The organism is Ancylobacter sonchi (assembly GCF_018390695.1).
In the GTDB taxonomy this organism is placed as follows: Bacteria; Pseudomonadota; Alphaproteobacteria; order Rhizobiales; family Xanthobacteraceae; genus Ancylobacter; species Ancylobacter sonchi.
Map to the genome: position 1 here is coordinate 803,579 of NZ_JAHBGF010000028.1, position 20,703 is coordinate 824,281.

Genomic DNA, 20,703 nt, shown 5'->3' on the forward strand with positions numbered 1-20,703 from the left:
CGTCGCTGATGTCCGGTTAGCGCTCGCGAAGGTTCACTGCCTCCGGCCAGCGCCCCTGCCCTCTGCGACTGGTAGCGTTGGCTGCAAGACGAACAGACCGGGGCAACATCCTCGCAGGGATGCGTGACGACGTGGAATGAGCTCGACCGCCTCGCGATGGTGCAAACGGTGCTCGCAGCCGCACAGGTGCCGGCGGGTTGGTCTGCCCTTCCTTCTCGCGCTATCGGCTGCGGGAAATATAAGCCGTTAGCATCGGGCTGCCGACCGGGCCGGTAGGGCATGGGGCGAGGTCGACCGCGACATACTGGATCGCAGTCGACATGTGCCATGGCGGCCGCCGCTGTGGACGAACCTACCCTTGCGTCACGATCCGTCTGCTGCGGTCGACATCGGCTTCCCGATCGGTCCGTAACGGACCCGACCAGGACCCGCTATACCGCCGGCACTTGATGGAGGGGTCGATGCTCGGGTCGATGCTTGGGTCGATGGTTCACCCCGATCGGCGGCCTGTTCATTCGCCACGCACCATCGGCCACATGGGATGGGATGCATCGGGTTCGCAGCCGAGCCGATGACGCACGGAACCAAGCCGCCTGTCGTGTTCCAGGGGGTGAGATTGAGTTGGTCCACCAAGTGGATGAGGCTGCGATGCAGACGGCTGAAAGGAAGATGTCTGCGCGCTTGTCGTCGCGGGTAGCGATGCGCCGGAAGTCCTTAAGCCTGCAGAATACCCACCCGATGGGGTTTCGAGCGCGATAGGGGTCGCGGTCGTGGGCGTGCGGGTTCTTGCGGGTCGGATCGGTGGGCATGGCGGGTTCGGTTCCGCGCCCGGTGAGCCAGCCGCACAGGCTTGTCGCGTCGTCGGCCCGATCGGCCAGCAGCGTGTGGCGGGGTGGCGGATGGCGAGCAGCGTTTTGGCGCCGGCGAGGCTATGAGCGGTGCCGGGTGTCGGGACGAAAGCGACGGGTGGCCGCGATCATCGCTCCACGCGTGGATTTTGGTGGTTCGCCCGCCACGCGAGGCGCCTATGGCATGATGATGCCCGCTTTGCGCTGGCAGCCGAGGAGCGAGCTTTGCTAGGGGTGGCGCCCACCGCACCCGTGCCCCCCAGTCGAGGCGTAGAGAATCCGCTTTTACACGCCCTGCCGGCTCCAACGGCTCCATCGATTGCAGACGATGGAGGGACCGTAGACGCTTGGGTCGTCCTTCCAGCGACCGCCCGAACGCATGTGCCTGATCCCCGAGATCACGCGCCGGCCATCAACGCGCCGCACCCCACGACGGCCCCGCGACAAAGGCGGCTGGATTGCCGCCCATTCTACATCCGACAGCCGATAAACCTCTTGCTTTCGCGCCACCCGAAAACCACCGAATGCCAAGGGGTCAGATCCCTACCCTTCCAACACCCCCACTCGGGTTTCGAACCGAGTTCGCAGTCGGGATGAGCAACGCCCCCCTGTGCGGGCAGGATGGCCCTACCGGAATGCTTCATCGCCTGTGCGGGTGGTGGCAGGCGGTCTCGGTTTCACGATCGGACCGTCGCGGGTCCGGGCAAAGCCGGCCATACCAACGGTACATCGGTCGATGCTGGCAGGAATGGCCGGCAATGGCGGATCGGGCATCCTGCGTCGCTCGCACCGTCGACTGCCGAAACGGGGTTCGCAGTGGCCCCGCTCCGACCGCAACCGACGGAACGAGACTGGCCGTGCCGCAGATACGCGGGCGAGGCTGGCCGGGACGGGCCAGCCCCAGCGGGCGGGCTGTCGGGGCACCAGGCATCGTCGAAGGTGAATTGCAGCGGTCTCCCGACCACCGTGCTCCGGTGGGATGGCGGCTCGGAAGTGCAGTCTGTCAGGCACTCGCCCGACATAGACAGACGACGCGGGCCACCGCCGCGCGGGACTTGCGAGTTCGCCGCGCCGGGCCGAGCGTTTCGCTGGGGGGAGATCCAGCGGCCTCGCAGCTGAAACGGTCGGCCCGGCGAGCGATTGCACGATCGACGCTCTCGCCGTGATCGCCAGTGCCGGCCGGTGATTCCGATGTCTCGCGACGCGCATTGGCAATCCGCGGTCCGAATGCCCCAATCTCCCCTCCGATGCTGCCTCGGAGGGTCGAAGTGCATCGAGCCCGGATCGGCCCGATGGCTGGTCGATGGCGTACTCTGTTCCCGGCTTCAGTGCCGCGGCGAGGACCGGCACAACCTCGACGCCGGATCGCCCCGGCGACCGATCGAAGGTACCAAGATCTTCTCGCGGCTGTGATGCCCCCGGCAGCTAAGGCCTCCTCCGGCGCGACAGGTGGGATAGGGTTCTCGCCATTCCCTTCGCGCCGAGGTCCTTGTCTCGCGAAGGCTCATCACGTCGTAACCCTTTCCGAGCGAGTTGCAGCCGGTCCGGCCGAGCGGCGCGTTCGGCGCCGAGCTCTCGGGAGGAGGGAGCGACCGGTTTCGCCAAGAACGTCCTGTCGCTAAGGGCACTCGCCAGCGCTCGGACCGATGGTCGGCCGCGGGACCGCCGCCCGGAACGGCAGGGGTGCCGCGTGGCGCCGGTCCGAGCAATGGCCGTGCGCGAACGGGAAAAACGATACCGTTTCGCAAGGCACCCCATCCGCTATCGCCCCCCGTTCGGCCGCGCGAGGCGCCAGCGTGAGGGTGGAGGCCCGCCAGAGCGGGCGCCTCAGGCGGCGGCGCGGGTGCGGCAGAGGTGCAGCGTGGCGCCGATCAGCACGATGGTCGCGCCGAACTGGTGCGCCAGCGCGATGTCGATCGGCACCTGGTGGATCAGCGTCAGGATGCCGAGCAGCGCCTGCGCCGCCACCAGCCCCATCAGCAGCGCCGCGCGGCCGCCGGCCGGGCTCGCGCGCAGCGCCAGCCAGTTCACCACCGCCAGCGCCAGCACCGTATAGGCGGTCATGCGATGGTTGAACTGCACGGTGAGCACATTCTCGAACAGGTTGCGCCACGCCGGCTGCTGCACCAGCAGGTTCTCGACCGGCGGAATGAAATGCCCGTCCATCAGCGGCCAGGTGGTGTAGGTGAGCCCGGCATCCAGCCCGGCGACCAGGCCACCCAGGAAGATCTGCAGCAGCACGACGGCGAACAGCGCCCAGGCGAGCGGTACCGCCATGCCCGGCGCGTTCCGGCGCCCGCCCGGCACGGCCCGGACCGTGCGGGCCGGCCGCAGGCCGTCGGCCACCGCCATCGTGGCGGCGAGGATCAGGCAGGCCAGCGTCAGATGCGTCGCCAGCCGGTACTGGCTGACATCGACGCGTCCGACAAGGCCGGACGCCACCATCCACCAGCCGACCGCTCCTTGCAGCCCGCCGAGCAGGAACAGCCCGCCGAGCTTCCAGCGCAGCGGGCCGGTGACCAGGCCGCGCCACAGGAAATACAGGAAGGGCAGCAGGAAGACGAAACCGATCAGCCGGCCGAGCAGCCGATGCCCCCACTCCCACCAGAAGATGGTGCGGAACTCGGCGAGGCTCATGCCCCGGTTGATCTGCTGATATTGCGGGATCTGCTGGTATTTCTCGAACTCGGCCTGCCACGCCGCTTCGGAAAGCGGCGGAAGGGCGCCGGTGACCGGCTTCCACTCGGTAATCGACAGGCCGGACTCGGTGAGCCGCGTGGCGCCGCCCACCACCACCATCAGCACGATCAGCGCCGCCACCGCATAGAGCCACAGCCGCACCGGACGCAGCCGGTCCGAAGCCGGCGCGGCGGAAAGATCGATGGTGCCGGAGAGGGCCATATGCAGTTCCTGCGGTTCGGCGGCCGGCCCTCATTGCGGAAGGTTCCGGCCGATCCGATGTTCGAGGTCGGGCTTCAACCCGCGGCGGGGGAGCGATACCGGATCCCGTCGCCGGGTTTCAACCTAGCGTCGGAGCGGATATAGCTCACCGCGCGCCCGCACAACCGGGCGAATTGTCCCTGAGATCACTTATCGGGCAACCCCGCCGATGGACGACCGCGCCTCCCGACCGACCGAGCGCCCGAGCGCGCCCCCTTCGCTGCCGCCGCGCCTGCGCAAGTTCATCGGCACCTGCCTGATCCTCATCCTGGTGATCGTCTGGTCGCTCGGCGCCATGGCGCTGGCGCAGGGCCGGGTGACGACGCTGCCGGGTTTCTGGCAGTTCATCGCCTATGTCGTGCTGGGCATCGGCTGGGTGGTGCCGGCGGCACTGCTGATCCGCTGGATGCAGAAGGGCGACCGCAAGCCGGAAACGCTCTGAGCGCGGATCGGCCGGCGACCGGGCACGACCTATCGGCGCGAGCTTATCGCCGCGACCTCATGCCGCGTGCGGCAACCGCCCCGTCGCCGGCTCGGCGAAGGTGACCATGGCGATGTCGCCGAAGCCGCGCGCGGCCAGCGCGTCGAAGGCCTGCACCGCATCGGTGGTGCGGGCGCCGGGATGGGTGACGAGGATCAGCGTCGGGCCGAGCCCGGCGATGCGGCCGGCCTCCTCCAGCATGCCGAGCGGCGGCGCCGCCACCACCACATGGTCGTAGGTCTGCTCCAGCGCCCGCAGGATCAGCCCGAGGCGCTCGGACGCGACGAGGCCGTCCGCCTCGCGGGCACCGCGCCCCGGCGGGATGACATGGCAGCGCGAGGACGTCTCGCGATGGATGGCATCGGAAAAGCTGGCGACGCCGAACAGGAGGTCGGTGAGCCCCGGCGCGCGCGGATCGGCGGTGAGCTCGGCCAGCGCCTCGGCGGTGATGTCGAGGCAGACGATGACGACGCGCTTCTCGCAGGCGGCGAGCGAACGACCCAGCGCCAGCGCGCACTGCGCCGTGCCCTCATCCGCCGACGGGCCGGTGACGACCACCAGCCGCGCCGCCGCACCGCGCAGCCGCACCAGCCGCGACAGGTCGGCCAGCTCGCCATCACGGCCGAGCCGCAGCCGGGCACGCGAGGGGGTCTCCTCCGTCTCGTCCTCGCTGCGCGAGCCGATCCACGGCAGGTGCTGCACCGGCGCCTGCGGCACCTCGGCCGTCGCCGGATCGAGCCCGGCCCTCAGCAATTCCGGCCGCTGCCGACGCCACATCGCCTGCAGGAGGAAGGTGAGCGCGAAGCCGAACAGCCCGGCGCCCAGCCCCCATTCCAGCGGCGACAGGCCGAGCGCCTGGCGCGGCGGCAAGGCGCGCGACAGGCTCACCGGCGTTGTGGCGTCGCCGAACACCCGGCGCAGCTCGACATAGGATTCGCCGAACGCATTGGCGACATCGGCAGCCAGCACGCCGTCGGCGGCGGTGAAGCCGATGGTGGCGCGCCCGTCGGCGGTGGTGGTGAGCCGCAGCCCCGCCTCGATGGCGCGCAGCGCGCTCTCCTCGTCGACCGCTGCGGCGGCGAGCGCCGGCGAGAACGGCAGCAGCGCGGCCAGACCGCGCCCGGCGGTGAGCCGTTCGCCGAGGCCGTTGCGTTGCAGGACCTGGCGAGCGAATTCGCGTGAGGTGATGAGCTGGAACTGGCTGCGGCGGGCCGCGCTGGCGCGGGCATCGAGCGGCCAGCCCTCGACGCGCAGCCGCGCCTCGGCGACATAGCGCGGCTCGACGCTCTGATGCACTAAGCCGGCGGCGAGCAGGCCGACGATGAGCGGCGCGGCAAGATGGCGGCGGGCGAAGCGCCGGCAACGACCGAGGGCACGACGCAGCGCCGACACCGGCGTCTCCGCCGCTGTCGCCTCTCCCCGCGCGCCGGACGCCGGGACGTCCAGGACCTTGTCGCCGTCATCCATCATCCGGCCATTAGACCGGAAGCGTGGTTTCCATGGCGTTAAGGCAGGGAAGCCTCAGGCAAGGGGAGCGACGATCAGGCGGCCGGTTCGAACACCAGCATGGCGCCGAGCGCCGCCTTGGGACCGACGACGATGACGCCCTCGATCTCCTCGGCGGTCATGCGGCTGGAGCCGAGCCGCTTGCGGGTGCGGTCGATATCCGCCACCGCGAAGCGGACCCCCGCGAGATGCAGGCCCGGCCCGGCGGGCGCGGTGGCGCCGAAGCGATCGTTGAACAGCTTGGGGTTCAGCACCTCGATACGGCCGCGCGGCGTCTCGGCGATGTACCAGCCCTCCACCGCGCGGCGGAAAGCGGCGCCGGTGAACGTCGCGAGGAAGTCGAGATGCCCGGCCGGATCCTCGGCGGCCAGCACCACGCCGGCGACGCCGGTGGTGCCGTTCATGTGCCGCTGCAGGTCCGGCACCCAGAAATTCTCCGGATGGCGCTGGGTGCAGGTGAAGAAGCCGGTCTGCGGCGAGGCCGGATCGCGAGCGAAGGCCAGCGAGAACGCCACCTCGACATCGCTGCCGTCCGGCCGCTTGGCGGTGCGCTCGAAATCAAACAGGTCGAGACCACCGAAGCCGGCGGCGTCGAACTCCGCCTTCTCAGCGGCGGGATCACGGCCCTCCAGCACCAGCATGGACAGGCCCGGCCCACGCTCGGCCAGGAATTCGCGGTTGAAGGCGCCGAAGGACAGGTTGGTCTCGCCATGCGGCGGGATGTGATCCGGCTCGGCGATCTCCAGCACTTCCATAAAGAAGCCGGGGGTCTGCACGATACGATTCTGCGTGCCCCAGGGATGGCGGTTGCGCGCCCCGACCGTGAAGCCCAGCATGTCGTAGAGCTCTCCCGCGGCTTCGAGATCGCGGACGACATGCACGACGTGATCGAGGCCACGGGCCATGGGCTTCTCCTCCGAACCCTTCCCGGCGGATCAGGCGAAACCGCCCGACCGAACGGAAAGCATCCTACCTTCAACAGGATGGAGCCCGTTTCTCCACAAAAGGCTTAAAGCGAAAGCTCAAAGCTCCTGCGGAAAGGCTCCAGCGGATGAGGCCCCGCCTTCAGACGAGGCGACTTTGCACCATCGCCGCCCCGATGAAGGAGGCGAAGAGCGGGTGCGGCTGGAACGGGCGCGACTTCAGTTCCGGATGGTACTGCACGCCGATGAACCAGGGGTGGTCCGGGTACTCGATGATCTCCGGCAGCAGCCCGTCCGGCGAGGTGCCGGAGAACAGCATGCCGCAGGCTTCCAGCCGCTCGCGATAGCGCAGGTTCACTTCATAGCGATGACGGTGGCGCTCGGAAATCTCGGTGGCGCCGTAGACCTGCGCCACCCGGCTGCCCTCCGCCAGCGCGGCGGGATAGGCGCCGAGACGCATGGTACCGCCGAGATCGGTGTCGAGGCCGCGCTTCTCCAGCTCGTTGCCGCGCAGCCACTCGGTGAGCAGGCCGACCACCGGCTCCGGCGTCGGGCCGAACTCGGTGGAGTTGGCCTCGGTGATGCCGGCGAGATTGCGGGTCGCCTCGATCACCGCCATCTGCATGCCGAAGCAGATGCCGAGATAGGGCACGCGCCGCTCGCGGGCGAACTGCGCCGCGCGGATCTTGCCTTCGGCGCCGCGCTGGCCGAAGCCGCCCGGCACCAGGATGCCGTGGACATGCTCCAGGAACGGCGCCGGGTCCTCGCGCTCGAAGATCTCGCTCTCGATCCAGTCGAGATTGACGCGGACATTGTTGGCGATGCCGCCATGCGCCAGCGCCTCGATGAGCGACTTATAGGCGTCCTTCAGCCCGGTATACTTGCCGACGATGGCAATGGTGACCGCGCCTTCCGGGTTGCGGATGCCGCTCTCGATCTTGTGCCAGCGGGTGAGCTCCGGCTCGGGCGCCGGCTCGATGCCGAAGGCGGCCAGAACCTCGTTGTCGAGCCCCGCCTCGTGATAGAGCGAGGGCACCGCATAGATGTTGTCGGCGTCGCGCGCCTCGATCACCGCGCTCTCGCGGACATTGCAGAACAGGCCGAGCTTGCGGCGCTCCTCGCGCGGGATCTCGCGGTCGGTGCGGCAGAGCAGGATGTCCGGGGCGATGCCGAGCGCGCGCAGCTCCTTCACCGAGTGCTGGGTCGGCTTTGTCTTCAGCTCGCCGGCCGAGGGGATGTAGGGCAGCAGCGTCAGGTGCACATAGATGCAGTGCTTGCGCGGCAGCTCCTGCCCGACCTGACGGATGCTCTCCAGGAACGGCATCGCCTCGATGTCGCCGACCGTGCCGCCGATCTCCACCAGCACGAAGTCGTAGCCTTCGTTGCCGGAGAGGATGAATTCCTTGATGGCGTTGGTGACGTGCGGGATCACCTGCACCGTGGCGCCGAGATAGTCGCCGCGCCGCTCCTTGTTCAGGATCTCCTGATAGATGCGGCCGGTGGTGATGTTGTCCTGCTTGTTCGCCGAGCGGCCGGTGAAGCGCTCGTAATGGCCGAGATCGAGATCGGTCTCGGCGCCGTCGTCGGTGACGAAGACTTCGCCATGCTGATACGGGCTCATCGTGCCCGGATCGACATTGAGATAGGGATCGAGCTTGCGAAGCCGGGTCTTGTAGCCGCGGGCCTGCAGCAACGCGCCGAGGGCGGCGGAAGCCAGACCCTTGCCGAGCGAGGACACAACGCCGCCTGTGATGAAAATATAGCGCGCCATGGAGTTCGGTTTCTAACTGCGAAAACGCGATTCGGCGAGGGCCGTCTTAGCCGGACGACCCCCGCTGTGGAGAAAAGAGCGAAACGGGACGGCGGGAGAGGCCCGCCGCCGGGCGATCACTGCGACTGCGGAACCTGCGGCGCGGCGGGCGCCGCCGGGGCGGCGGGAGCGGCCGGAGCGGTGCCGGGCGCCGGCTGGGCGCCCTGGAGCTGCTCGAGCACGTTGCCGCCCGGCGCCGCCGGCGCGCCCGAAGGCAGCGTCGTCGGCGTGGAGAAGATCGAGGACGGCCCCCGGCCCCAGCCGGCCAGGATGGTCAGGCTCAGGCTGGTGATGAAGAACAGCGTCGCCAGGATCGCCGTCGCACGGGTCAGCACGTTGGCGGTGCCGCGGGCGCTGAAGAAGCCGCCACCGCCGCCACCGCCGCCGCCAATCCCGAGCCCGCCGCCCTCGGAGCGCTGGATCAGCACCACGCCGATAAGAGCCAGCACCACCATGAGGTGGATGATGATGATTACGGTCTGCATCTGACGCCTTCAAAATCGAATACGGCGGCGGACGAAACATCGCCGCCGGCTTTTGTCGGTCGGGTTCCTACACGATCACGCCCGGCATTTCCAGCGCGCCACGGAAGGCGGCTGAAACCGGGAGGCGCCCTACATATAGGCGCCGGCGATCGCCATGAAATCCCCCGCCTTCAAGCTGGCGCCGCCGACCAGCGCACCGTCCACATCGGCGACCGCCAGGATCTCGGCGGCATTGGCCGGCTTCACCGAGCCGCCATAGAGGATGCGGATGCCGTTGCCCACAACCTCGCCGAAGCGCGCGACCAGCGCCGCCCGGATGGCGCCGTGCATCTCGGCGATGTCGCCGATGCTCGGGGTGAGGCCGGTGCCGATCGCCCATACCGGCTCATAGGCGACGACGAGATTCGCCGCGCTCGCCCCGTCGGGAATCGAGCCGGCGAGCTGCACGCGCACCAGGTCGAGCGCGACGCCCTCCTCGCGCTGCTGCCGGTGCTCGCCGACGCAGACGATGGCGGCGAGCCCGGCGCCCCAGGCGGCCAGCGTCTTGGCGCGCACCGCCGCATCGGTCTCGCCATGATCGGTGCGGCGCTCGGAATGGCCGAGAATCACCGCGCTGCCGCCGGCGTCGAGGATCATCTCGGCGGCGATGTCGCCGGTGTGGGCGCCGTGGGTGTTGGCGTGGCAGTCCTGGCCGCCGACCGCGACCCCGGACGTACCGGCGGCGGCGGCGAGCGCGGCGATCAGCGTCGCCGGCGGGCAGATCATCAGCTCGGTGCGGGCGCGCAGCGCGGCGTCATAGGCGGCGACCATCCGGTCGAACTCCTGCACGGAGGCCTTCAGACCGTGCATCTTCCAATTGCCGGCGATCAGCGGACGGCGCGTCGTCATGAAAAGTCTCGCTCCCTCAAATACCCGCATTTCCAAGCTTGATGACCCGGCGTAACAGACCGCGCCGGACCGCGCAAATGGCCGCATGTGCGGCGTTGCGACACCATCGCGGCATCCCTATGATGCGCGCCTTTCGCGACCCGGGCCGAGACGCCCGGGTTTTTGCCGGCCTACGCCCGACGAGAACAACAATGCTGCAGACCCTGCGTAAGAGCGCCTCCGGAATCATCGCCAAGGTCCTGATGGGACTCCTCATCATCAGCTTCGGCATCTGGGGCATCGCGGACGTGTTCCGCGGCTTCGGCGGCCAGACGCTGGCCTCCATCGGCTCCACCGAGATCAGCGTGCCGGAGTTCCAGCAGCTCTACCAGCAGCGCCTGCAGCAGATCTCCCAGCAGCTCAAGCAGGGCCTCACCCCCGACCAGGCGCGCGCCTTCGGCATTCCCGACCAGGTGCTGAACGAGCGCCTCGGCGAAGCCGCGCTCGACGAGGCGACCCGCCGGATGGGCCTCTCGGTCTCCGACCAGCAGGTGGTCGACCGGGTGCAGAGCAACCCGGCCTTCTTCGGCCCGTCCGGGGCCTTCGACCACAACTACTTCCTGCAGCTGCTGCGCTCCAACGGCTTCACCGAGCCGCGCTTCGTCGAGGCGGAGCGCCGGCTCGCCCAGCGCCAGCAGCTGATCCAGTCGCTGGCCGGCGGCATGGAAGTGCCGCAGGTGCTGAAGGACGCGGTGAAGCGCTATGAGAGCGAGACCCGCTCGGTGAGCTACGCCATCATCGGCGACGCCAATGTCGGCCCCTTCGCCGCGCCGACCGACGAGCAGCTGAAGGGCTTCTTCGACGCCCGCAAGCTGGCGTTCCGCGCGCCGGAATTCCGCAAGATCAACCTGCTCGTCCTCACCCCCGCGACGCTGGCCGGCAAGGAAGACATCGCCGACGCCGACGTGAAGGCGTTCTACGACGCCAACCAGGCCCGCTTCGGCACGCCGGAGCGCCGGGTGATCGACCAGATCGTGTTCCCCAACGCCGACGAGGCCAAGGCCGCCGCCGACCGGATCGCCGCCGGCACCTCCTTCGCCGACATCGCCGCCGAGCGGAAGCTGGAGGCCAAGGACACCGCGCTCGGCACGGTGACCCGCGCCGACATCTTCGACGCCGCCATCGCGGACGCCGCCTTCGCGCTCGCCGCCGAGGGCACCAGCGGCGTGGTGAACGGCCGCTTCGGTCCGGTGATCGTGCATGTCGGCGCCATCACCCCGGCCTCGGTGAAGCCGCTCGACGAGGTGGCCGCCGAGATCCGCAAGGAACTTCAGCTCGACACCGCCCGCCGGGCGCTGCTCGCCGCCTATGACAAGATCGAGGACGACCGCAACGCCGGCGCCACCCTCGCAGAAGCCGCCTCCAAAGCCGGGCTGACGCTGCAGACCCTCGACACCGACGCCCAGGGCAACACGCCGGACGGCACCGCCATCCCTGCCCTGCCGTCGCGCTCGGACGTGCTGCGCCTCGCCTTCGCTACCGAGGTCGGCGCGCAGAACGACCCGATCACCCTGCCGCAGAACACCGGCGCGCAGGGCGGCCAGGACGGCGGCTATGTCTGGTACGACGTGACCGACGTCACCGCCCCGCGCGAGCGCACCTTCGAGGAAGCGCGCGCACAGGTGCTGGCCCGCTGGAAGGAGGACGAGACGGCGCAGGCGCTCGACGCCAAGCTCGCCGAGCTCAAGAAGAAGATCGCCGACGGCGCCGCCTTCGACCTCACCATCGCCGATGCCGGGCTGGAGCTGCGCACCGCCAACGGCCTGCGCCGCGGCCGCGCCAATGAGGGCGTGCCGCAGGAGGCGATCAACGCCATCTTCGACACCCGCGACGGCGCGGTGGGCAGCGCCCCGCTGCCGGGCGACGACCGCCTGCTGTTCAAGGTGACCGGCGTCAACATTCCCGCCGAGGCGCCGCAGAACGACAAGATCATCGCCGATATCGGCCAGAGCATGCAGAACGACCTGATGACCGAGTATCTGGTGCAGCTGCAGAGCGACCTCGGCGCCAAGATCAACCGCGCCGCCCTCGACCAGATCGTCGGCGTACCCGCCGACGCGGTGAACTGAGCCGACGGGAAGCGAGGACCTTGCGATGAACCTCAATCCCGACGCGGAAGCCTTCGCGAGCGCCTATGCGCGCGGCGAGGCGCAGGTGATCGGCGAGACGCTGGTCGCCGATCTCGAAACCCCGGTCTCGGCCTATCTGAAGATCGCCGCCGAGCGGGCGAACTCCTTCCTGCTCGAATCCGTCGAGGGCGGCGCCACCCGTGGGCGCTACTCGATGATCGGCATGGAGCCGGACCTGATCTGGCGTTGCCGCGATGGCCGTGCCGAGATCAACCGCCGCGCCGCGCTCGATCCCGACACGTTCGAGCCGTGCACGCAGCCGCCGCTGGCCTCGCTGCGGGCGCTGGTCGAGGAATCGCGCATCGCCCTGCCCGACGGCGCGCCGCCGATGGCGGCCGGCGTGTTCGGCTATCTCGGCTACGACATGGTGCGGCAGATGGAGCGCCTGCCGCAGGCCAAGCCCGACCTGCTCGGCGTGCCGGATTCGATCTTCATCCGCCCGACCGTAATGGTGGTCTTCGACGCGGTGCGCGACGAGGTGACGGTGGTGACACCGGTGCGCCCCGCCGCCGGCGTCAGCGCCACCGCCGCGCTGGAAGCGGCGCGCGCGCGCATCGAGCGTGTGGTGGCGGCGCTGGAAGGCACCCTGCCCACTCAAGGCACCGAGGACGCGCTGCACCAGCTGGTGGTGCCGGTCTCCAACACCGCGCCGGACGCCTACCGGGCGATGGTGGACCGGGCGAAGGAATACATCCGCGCCGGCGACATCTTCCAGGTGGTGCTCTCGCAGCGCTTCGACGCGCCCTTCACCCTGCCGCCCTTCGCGCTCTACCGGGCGCTGCGGCGGATCAACCCGGCGCCGTTCCTGGTCTATTTCAACTTCGGCGGCTTCTCGCTGGTGTGCTCCTCGCCGGAAATCCTGGTCCGGCTGCGCGACAACACCGTCACCATCCGCCCGATCGCCGGCACCCGCCGGCGCGGCGCCACCCCGCAGGAGGACAAGGCGCTGGAGGTCGAGCTGCTCGCCGACCCGAAGGAGCGCGCCGAGCATCTCATGCTGCTCGACCTCGGCCGCAACGATGTCGGCCGCGTCGCCGCCATCGGCACGGTGGAGGTGACCGAGAGCTTCCTCATCGAGCGCTACAGCCAGGTGATGCACATCGTGTCGAATGTCGAGGGCGACCTCGACCCGAAGCACGACGCGCTGGATGCGCTGGCGGCGGGCTTTCCCGCCGGCACCGTCTCGGGGGCGCCGAAGGTGCGGGCGATGGAGATCATCGACGAGCTGGAGCGGGACAAGCGCGGCATCTATGCCGGCGCCATCGGCTATTTCGGCGCCGATGGCGAGATGGACACCTGCATCGTGCTGCGCACCGCCGTGGTGAAGGACGGCAAGATGCACGTGCAGGCCGGCGCCGGCATCGTCTACGACTCGGATCCCGAGAGCGAGCAGCAGGAATGCGCCAACAAGGCCAGGGCGCTGTTCCGCGCCGGCGAGGAGGCGGTGCGTTTCGCCGCCCGGGCCGGCAGGGGTCAGTGAACGGACCGGCCTCTGGCCGGGCGGGGTCGCCGAACGGGTTGACCAAGGGCCGGCGAGGGACGCGAAGCGGGCCAACCTCGGGCCGGCTGGACGGTGATCGCCGGCGGCAGGCCTGAGCCTGTCCGCCGGCCGTCCGGAAGATTTCGACACCGGAAGCCGGCGGCGGTGGAAGGCCGCCGGTGGTCAAGGCTGCCCGAGGACATCGGCCTGGGGCTCCCCGCTGTCGCCCGGGCTTCCGACCGGGACGGTGCGCGACCGGCAGGCCGGCCGCAGTTCCACGGAACGCGCCGGCTCACGGTTGCGGCGCTCGCGGTTACGATTTGGTGGTCGTACAGACCAGCTTGCCATCATGGCCATAGACCCTCAGCTGCGCGGTCCAGCCGGCCGCTCCGACATAGGCCGTCGCCAGCCGGCCGTTTTCCAGATCGCCGACCTCGAACTCGCCGCCCTGCCGGGAGGTGGACACGTTGCCGGAGGCACCCGAGCGGACGACCAGCACATACTGGCCCTTCGCCACGTCCTGAGAGTCGAGCACGGCCTCGAGCTTGACCATGCCGTTGCGCTCGACGACCTCGATGTGACACGGCGGCATGGCCGCGGCGGTCATGATCATTTCGGCACCCTTCCTGGGAAATGGAGCGGCCGACGGACACTCATCGATGACCGCCGGCCGCCCGATGGTTCTGGACGTGTCGTTCAATACTGCACGATCACCGAGGAATTGCCCTTGCCCACCTGGGTGGTGGTGGCTTCGTTGTACTTGCCGAACTGCAGGGTGCCGGACACATTGTTCTTGCCGACCTGCACCGTCAGGGCCTCGTTCTTCTTGCCGAACTGGCCGATGCCGGAAACGTTGCCCTTGCCGGCCTGAAGCGAGACCGCCTCGTTCTTCTTGCCGACCTGGCCGATGCCGGAATAGTTGCCCTTGCCGACCTGACCGATGCCGGCCTGGTTGCCCTTGCCGGTCTGCGAGACATCAGCCTCGTTGCCAGCCGCATTGGCCAGCGGGATGGTGACCAGGATCATGGCGGAAGCCAGCAGTACAGATGCGAGTTTCATGGCTAATCTCCTTGGGTTTTGATTTATTTCCCCGTCGCCGTCGACGGCGTCAGGAAAGTAGCCGCAGCTCTACCGAGATACTTGACCGAAATCCGACCAGACTTCTGGTGCGTTTCTGCATCAAATCAGCGCGATTTCACGTCGATCTGACCCAGCTAGCCTGCCCCTTGGTCCATTCGTACTATCGCGCTGGCGTATCTACCTGCCGGAACGGCCCATTGGACGGTCCACTCGCCGTAATATCCTACCCAACCTCCGGTTTTCCTTGGTGGAATCACCGCCGGGAATAGCCCGATGGACCATCCGCGGGGTTCCAGGCGCCGACGAGGCCTCTGCGGGACCGTCTGGCGAAGGGTCGGCGGTAAGCCGACGAAGCAAAAGCCCGGCGGCTGCGGCGACATGGAGCCGCCCAGGCACGCTTGCCGGCGAGCGGCGCGCCGACGCGGGCAACAAGCGCGCGCGAGGCACACGGCGGCGGCGCGTGACGTCCGCATGTGCTCGCCACATGCTGCGCTCGCCACGTGCGCTCGCGCGAACCCTCGCGCGCGAGCACGCGTACATTCCCGTCATGACCGCGCCCGCCATGACCGCGGGCGCCTCGCCGGCCCGCACCGAAGGGCCGGATCGACGCGGGCGGCGGCCGGCCGCCCCTTCCGGAGCCACCGTCCGCGACCGCGCTGCGTCGCTCTGCGATCGCCGCCGGCAAGGCGCGATCGGTCGGCCGGCATCTTCTTCCTCGTCGCGATGTCCCTGCACGGCCGCACGCCCTACGCGCAACCAGCAGGCGCGCTCATGGCTCGACGGGACGGGAAGACGGGGGAGAAGGGGAGAGGCCGGCGCCTGCCAGAACATTCGCCGGCTTTGGGAGGATCAGTTCTGCACCACGACGAGCGAATTCATCTGGCCGGACTGCCGGGCGAAGATGCGGTTGTCCTGGCCGCCCTGGAAGATCTGCGCCAGATTGACGATGCCCGACTGGATCAGCGTCGTCGTATTCCGCATGCCGACCTGAAGCACCCGCGCGACATTCACCCGCCCGGTCTGGGCGATCACCGCGGTGTTCTGGATGCCGTATTGCTTGACCTTGGCCCGGCTGTTCATTCCCGACTGCAGAACGTCGGTGATGTTCCATCCGCCATATTGCGCGACCTTGGTGCGGTTGTAGCGCCCGGACTGGTCGACGGCCGCGTAGTTGTCCCGCCCCATCTGACCGATGGCACTGAAATTTTCCCGCCCGCTCTGGCTGATGCCGGCGGCATTGCCCGCGCCGGCTTGCGACACAGATGCCCTGTTGCTGTCGGCCTCCGCCTGGGTAATGGCGGCGAGAACGAAAGCGGCGACACAGAGTGCGACTTTGATCTTCATGACAGACCTGCTTGATTGGAGTGACATCCGAGCAGATGGTCAATAAACCTAGCGCACGCGATCTACTTTACCTTAATTCTACCAGCATCTTGGGAGATATATTCATCGCTCCGGTGCGAATATGGGAAACTCTGATCAGTTTATCCCGGCGGAATAGTCCGATCGTACCAAGTCGATAGCATTCAGATGAAGCCCGACAGCAGGGACAGAAGGTTCTGCATCTGCATCTGCCGATGCAGGCCGAGCCGGTTCATCGCCGAGGCCAGCTGGTTGTGAACGGTGTTCTTGGAGACCTGCCGCGACTGGGCGATCTCGGTGCTCGACTCGCCATTGGCGAGCGCGCAGGCGAGGCTTGCCTCGGTGGCGCTGAGCCCCAGCACCGCCCGCACGGCATCCGGCTTGAGGGAGTCGTTGCGGCCGAGCTCGCGGATGCTCAGAAGGGCGACGCGCTCCGGCAGGGCGATCGCCGGCTTGAACGGGATCGAGCTGTGGCCGTTGCGGGTCGAGGTGGCGAGGCTGACCAGCCAGCCATGCGAATTGATGCCGCCGCGCACCCAGAACACCTTCTGTTCGATCCGGCCGGCGATGACGGCGTCGAGATGTTCGTGGATCTGGCTGCCGAGCTCGGCACTGCGGATCTCGAACTCCCCGTCGGAGATGCCGATGTCGGGATTGTCGGTGGTGAGCGCGATGAACGCCCGGTTGGCCAGCACGATCCGGAGATCGGAGCGCACCAGCGCCCGCGGCGTCGGGGCGTTGGTGAAGATGAACTCCATCCGTTCCGCCAGTTCGCGCTGCCGGACCAGTTCGCGATGGGTCTTGAAGGCGATCTGCAGATAGGGGAGGAGCGCCATGACCTCCTCCCTCTGCCGCAAGCAGGCCTTGGAGGAATTGTGCGGGTGGACCATGAGCAGCGCGAAGCGACGCTGTCCCTCGCGGGCGATCAGGATACCCGACAGCACCCCATGCTCGCCGAAGGCGCCGCACAGGCTGCGGACCTCGGGACGCAATGCGACATCACGCAGTTCCAGCTCGAAGGCCGCACCCTGCCCCAGCGACTGGGTGGTCGCGTCGAAGAAGGCGACCAGATCGGGACACAGCAGCGTCGATTTCGGTACGCCGCGCGCGACGATGGCGATCTTGTCGCCGTCGCCATTGCCATGACCGTGGCCATTTCCGTGGCCGTTGCCGTGGCCATTTCCATTGCCGTTCCCGTTGCCATGGCCGTGGCCGCTTCCGTGGCCGTTGCCGTTGCCCAGGCCGAGGAAGAAGCCGACATCCGCGCCTGTCCGCGCCAAGACGCTGGCAAGGACCTCGTCCCAGAGCTCCGGAGAAATCGCTGCTTCCTGAATGGTCGTGATGATCGATGTTCGCCACGAGTCCGCATCAACGTCGCACATCATGGTCGGCCGCCCCCGACTCTACTGGACTGGATTACACAGGAACCGCCCAGAACCCGCACAATTTTGAACTGAATTGGAATATTTTCAAGGGGACACCAAATCCCCCTTACGGCAGGCGCGCCACCGCCCCGCACGTCTGCGCCTGTTCGTCCCCGTCCGTGCGACGCCAACCCGCGCTGAGACGACGTCAATCGCCTCGCAGCGTCGCGAATACCGGGATGAAGGGCGGAGCCATGATCGTCCTCAGGATACCGTCAGAAGTCTAATACCCCCGGATAGGGGTATCACTGGTTGCATCCCCGCGCGCACGTTATCGTCTGCGCCATGCTTCCGAGACAGGCGCTTGACCAACAACTTGCGGAACTTGGCCGGATAATCGTCCGATTTCCGAATAAACTATATGAGGGCGAATGCGTATTGCCGAAGAGAAATGCCGCTACGTAAGTCCACGCCCTCCGGCCCCTCCCGAGCGTCGGCATGCGCGCCGACATAATTCATTACCGTGGCGGACGATCATACCGGGCGCCGGGGGCGCTCCTCGGCAGCACCCTTGGCTTGACCCGGCACCGGAGCGCATCCTAAGTGTTCCCCTGGAAACGTTCTGGAACCGTCGCCGGGCCGATCTGCACGACAGACCTTCCCGGCGGGGCCAGCGACTGAGACGGAAGACGGCGCCCTCGAGGGGGCCGCATCGGGGTAGCGCGGTGACAATGTACAGGGTGCGTGGCGAGCGATGGCGTGGCGGGTTTTGACCTCGCTGCCGGGTGCGGCTTGACCCCGCGCCTTCCCGCATCCTAGAGCTTTTCGCAAAGGCGGAAGCTCGCCGCTCGAACGGACCCGCGATGATCCTTCTCGTCGACAATTACGACAGCTTCACCTGGAACCTCGTCCACTATCTCGGCGGGTTGGGAGTGGAGGTGGACGTGCGCCGCAACGACACCCTCACCACCGACGAGGCGCTGGCGCTGAAGCCCGAAGCCATCGTCATCTCCCCCGGCCCGGCGACGCCCAACGAGGCCGGCATCTGCCTCGACCTGATCGCCCGCGCTGCCGGCGACGGCGTGCCGGTGTTCGGCGTCTGCCTCGGCCACCAGGCGATCGGCCAGGTGTTCGGCGGCGAGGTGGTGCGCGCGCCGCTGCCGCTGCACGGCAAGATGAGCGACATCCACCATCGCGGCGAGAGCGTGTTCCGTGGCATCAACGGCCCGTTCCGGGCGACGCGCTACCACTCGCTGATCGTCAAGCGCGACACCCTGCCCGCCCCGCTCGCCATCACGGCGGAGACCGAGGACGGGCTGATCATGGGCCTGTCCCACAAGGAGCTGCCGGTGCACGGGGTGCAGTTCCACCCCGAGAGCATCGCCTCCGAGCACGGCCGGACCATCCTCAAGAATTTCCTCGACCTCGCCCGCGCCTGGAACGCCGGCCCGCGCCGTTCGCGCGCGGCCTGAGGCGGGAGCGGAGACGAAAGCGGAGCAGAGAGCGGGGACCATGGAGAATTTGAAGGCCGTCATCGGCAAGATCGCCACCGGCGCCACGCTGACGCGCGCCGAGGCGGCGGGCGCCTTCGACATCATGATGTCCGGCGAGGCGACGCCCTCGCAGATCGGCGCGGTGCTGATGGGCCTGCGCGTGCGCGGCGAGGATGTCGAGGAAATCGCCGGCGCGGTGACCACCATGCGCGCCAAGATGCTGCGGGTTTCCGCCCCGCCCGGCGCGGTCGACGTGGTCGGCACCGGCGGCGACGCCTCCGGCTCCTACAACATCTCCACCTGCGCCTCCTTCATCGTCGCCGGCGCCGGCGTGCCGGTGGCCAAGCACGGCAACCGGGCGCTGTCCTCCAAATCCGGCGCCGCCGACGTGCTGATGGCGCTCGGCGTGAAGATCGACCTCTCGCCGGCCGGCATCTCCCGCTGCATCGCGGATGCCGGCATCGGCTTTATGTTCGCCCCGGCGCATCATCCGGCGATGAAGCATGTCGGCCCGACCCGGGTGGAAATGGGCACCCGCACCATCTTCAACCTGATCGGCCCGCTGTCGAACCCCGCCGGGGTGACGCGGCAGATGGTCGGCGTGTTCGCGCGCGGCTGGATCGAACCGCTGGCCGAGGTGCTGCGCACGCTGGGCTCCGAGCGCGCCTTCGTGGTGCACGGCTCCGATGGGCTCGACGAGATCACCACCACCGGGCCGACCTATGTCGCCGAGCTGCGCGATGGCAAGCTGTCGAGCTTCGAGATCGAGCCGGAGCGCTTCGGCCTCGCGCGGGCGACGCCGGAGGCGCTGAAGGGCGGCGACGGCGCGGTGAACGCGCTCGCCTTGCGCGCCGTACTCAACGGCGCGAAGAACGCCTATGCCGATATCTCGCTGCTGAACGCCGCCGCCGCTCTGGTGGTGGCCGGCAAGGCCGACGCGATCGGCGAAGGGCTGGAGCTCGCCCGCTGGAGCCTGAATGGCGGCCATGCGGAAGCCGCGCTGGCGCGGCTGGTCGCGGTCTCCAACGACATCGAGGAGTAAGACGCGATGGCGGACATTCTCGAGAAGATCGGCGCCTACAAGCGCGAGGAGATCGCCGCGGCCAAGCTGAAGGTGCCGCCGGCCGAGATCGCCGCCCGCGCCGCTGCCGCCCCTGCCCCGCGCGGCTTCCTGAAGGCCATCGAGGCCGAGATCGCCGCCGGCAGGACCGCGCTGATCGCCGAGATCAAGAAGGCCAGCCCGTCCAAGGGGCTGATCCGCCCCGACTTCGATCCGCCGGCGCTGGCCAAGGCCTATGAGGCCGGCGGCGCCGCCTGCCTTTCGGTGCTCACCGACACGCCCTCCTTCCAGGGCGCGCCGGAATTCCTCACCGCCGCCCGCGCCGCCTGCGCCCTGCCCGCGCTGCGCAAGGATTTCCTCTACGACACCTATCAGGTCGAGGAGGCCCGTGCCTGGGGCGCCGACTGCATCCTCGTCATCATGGCCTCGGTGGACGATGCGCTGGCGCGCGACCTCGTCGACGCCGCGCACGGCCTCGGCATGGACGCGCTGGTCGAGGTGCACGACGATGCCGAGCTCGACCGGGCCCTGAAGCTGCCGGCGCGGCTGGTCGGCATCAACAACCGCAACCTGCGCAATTTCGAGGTAACGCTCGCCACCTCCGAGCGGCTGGCGCCGCGCATCCCGGCCGACCGGGTGATCGTCGGCGAGAGCGGCATCTTCACCCCCGACGACATCGCCCGGCTGGCGCAGGTGAACATCCGCACCATCCTGGTCGGCGAGAGCCTGATGCGGCAGCAGGACGTCACAGCGGCGACGCGGACGCTGCTCGCCGGCCCAGCGGCCGGCAACGCGCTCAGCCGCGCGGGCTGACC

General features: G+C 68.6%; 17 protein-coding genes. 6 read left to right on the forward strand and 11 right to left on the reverse strand.

Features of this window, described 5'->3' with window-relative positions; genetic code table 11:
* Positions 1-1,133 precede the first annotated feature (1,133 nt).
* Together KHC28_RS28030 and KHC28_RS19130 are read right to left on the reverse strand one after the other, a co-directional pair.
* The gene (locus KHC28_RS28030; RefSeq protein WP_376772761.1) at positions 1,134-1,358 is read right to left on the reverse strand and encodes a transposase; all 225 of its coding nucleotides are present in this window, start codon (positions 1,356-1,358) and stop codon (positions 1,134-1,136) included.
* Positions 1,359-2,675: 1,317 nt separating this feature from the next.
* Positions 2,676-3,749 carry a COX15/CtaA family protein gene (locus KHC28_RS19130; RefSeq protein WP_214009889.1) on the reverse strand — a complete coding sequence of 358 codons (1,074 nt, stop codon included), beginning with the start codon at positions 3,747-3,749 and terminating at the stop codon, positions 2,676-2,678.
* Between the two features lie 208 nt (positions 3,750-3,957).
* Here KHC28_RS19130 and KHC28_RS19135 point away from each other — a divergent pair, with 208 nt between their 5' ends.
* Positions 3,958-4,230: a DUF2842 domain-containing protein gene (locus KHC28_RS19135; protein WP_214009890.1), complete on the forward strand. Its 273-nt coding sequence runs from the start codon at positions 3,958-3,960 to the stop codon at positions 4,228-4,230.
* Between the two features lie 57 nt (positions 4,231-4,287).
* On the opposite strand, the gene KHC28_RS19140 is transcribed toward KHC28_RS19135, so the two are convergent.
* The 5 genes from KHC28_RS19140 to tpiA form a co-directional block, all read right to left on the reverse strand.
* The gene (locus tag KHC28_RS19140; RefSeq protein WP_312893262.1) at positions 4,288-5,661 is read right to left on the reverse strand and encodes a lipopolysaccharide biosynthesis protein; all 1,374 of its coding nucleotides are present in this window, start codon (positions 5,659-5,661) and stop codon (positions 4,288-4,290) included.
* 149 nt (positions 5,662-5,810) lie between these two features.
* Entirely contained in the window at positions 5,811-6,680 is an 870-nt protein-coding gene (locus KHC28_RS19145) for a VOC family protein (protein WP_214009891.1), read from the reverse strand.
* Positions 6,681-6,840: 160 nt separating this feature from the next.
* Positions 6,841-8,469, reverse strand: a complete 1,629-nt coding sequence (gene pyrG / locus KHC28_RS19150) for a CTP synthase (protein ID WP_214009892.1) — start codon at positions 8,467-8,469, stop codon at positions 6,841-6,843.
* 116 nt (positions 8,470-8,585) lie between these two features.
* Positions 8,586-8,993 (reverse strand): preprotein translocase subunit SecG, encoded by a 408-nt coding sequence (gene secG, locus KHC28_RS19155; RefSeq protein ID WP_214009893.1) that lies wholly within the window; start codon positions 8,991-8,993, stop codon positions 8,586-8,588.
* Between the two features lie 129 nt (positions 8,994-9,122).
* Positions 9,123-9,881 (reverse strand): triose-phosphate isomerase, encoded by a 759-nt coding sequence (tpiA, locus tag KHC28_RS19160; RefSeq protein WP_214009894.1) that lies wholly within the window; start codon positions 9,879-9,881, stop codon positions 9,123-9,125.
* A 191-nt stretch (positions 9,882-10,072) separates the two neighbouring features.
* Here tpiA and KHC28_RS19165 point away from each other — a divergent pair, with 191 nt between their 5' ends.
* Both KHC28_RS19165 and trpE read left to right on the forward strand, forming a co-directional pair.
* Positions 10,073-11,989 carry a peptidylprolyl isomerase gene (locus tag KHC28_RS19165; RefSeq protein ID WP_214009895.1) on the forward strand — a complete coding sequence of 639 codons (1,917 nt, stop codon included), beginning with the start codon at positions 10,073-10,075 and terminating at the stop codon, positions 11,987-11,989.
* A 25-nt stretch (positions 11,990-12,014) separates the two neighbouring features.
* Positions 12,015-13,529 carry an anthranilate synthase component I gene (gene trpE, locus KHC28_RS19170; RefSeq protein ID WP_214009896.1) on the forward strand — a complete coding sequence of 505 codons (1,515 nt, stop codon included), beginning with the start codon at positions 12,015-12,017 and terminating at the stop codon, positions 13,527-13,529.
* 313 nt (positions 13,530-13,842) lie between these two features.
* On the opposite strand, the gene csgH is transcribed toward trpE, so the two are convergent.
* The 4 genes from csgH to KHC28_RS19190 all read right to left on the reverse strand — a co-directional run bounded on the left by csgH (position 13,843) and on the right by KHC28_RS19190 (position 17,251).
* On the reverse strand, positions 13,843-14,142 hold the full coding sequence (gene csgH, locus KHC28_RS19175; protein WP_214009897.1) for a curli-like amyloid fiber formation chaperone CsgH: 300 nt from the start codon (positions 14,140-14,142) through the stop codon (positions 13,843-13,845).
* 83 nt (positions 14,143-14,225) lie between these two features.
* Entirely contained in the window at positions 14,226-14,588 is a 363-nt protein-coding gene (locus KHC28_RS19180) for a hypothetical protein (RefSeq protein WP_246564961.1), read from the reverse strand.
* Positions 14,589-15,458: 870 nt separating this feature from the next.
* A complete protein-coding gene (locus KHC28_RS19185; RefSeq protein WP_214009898.1) occupies positions 15,459-15,953 on the reverse strand; it encodes a hypothetical protein in 495 nt (164 codons plus the stop codon).
* 182 nt (positions 15,954-16,135) lie between these two features.
* Positions 16,136-17,251 (reverse strand): helix-turn-helix transcriptional regulator, encoded by a 1,116-nt coding sequence (locus tag KHC28_RS19190; protein WP_214009899.1) that lies wholly within the window; start codon positions 17,249-17,251, stop codon positions 16,136-16,138.
* A 947-nt stretch (positions 17,252-18,198) separates the two neighbouring features.
* On the opposite strand from KHC28_RS19190, the gene KHC28_RS19195 reads away from it, so the two are divergent.
* From KHC28_RS19195 to trpC, 3 genes are read left to right on the forward strand one after another with little or no spacing between them, the layout of a single operon-like run.
* On the forward strand, positions 18,199-18,807 hold the full coding sequence (locus KHC28_RS19195) for an anthranilate synthase component II (RefSeq protein WP_214009900.1): 609 nt from the start codon (positions 18,199-18,201) through the stop codon (positions 18,805-18,807).
* Between the two features lie 40 nt (positions 18,808-18,847).
* Positions 18,848-19,870: an anthranilate phosphoribosyltransferase gene (gene trpD, locus KHC28_RS19200; RefSeq protein ID WP_214009901.1), complete on the forward strand. Its 1,023-nt coding sequence runs from the start codon at positions 18,848-18,850 to the stop codon at positions 19,868-19,870.
* A 6-nt stretch (positions 19,871-19,876) separates the two neighbouring features.
* Positions 19,877-20,701: an indole-3-glycerol phosphate synthase TrpC gene (trpC, locus tag KHC28_RS19205; RefSeq protein ID WP_214009902.1), complete on the forward strand. Its 825-nt coding sequence runs from the start codon at positions 19,877-19,879 to the stop codon at positions 20,699-20,701.
* Positions 20,702-20,703: the final 2 nt, after the last annotated feature.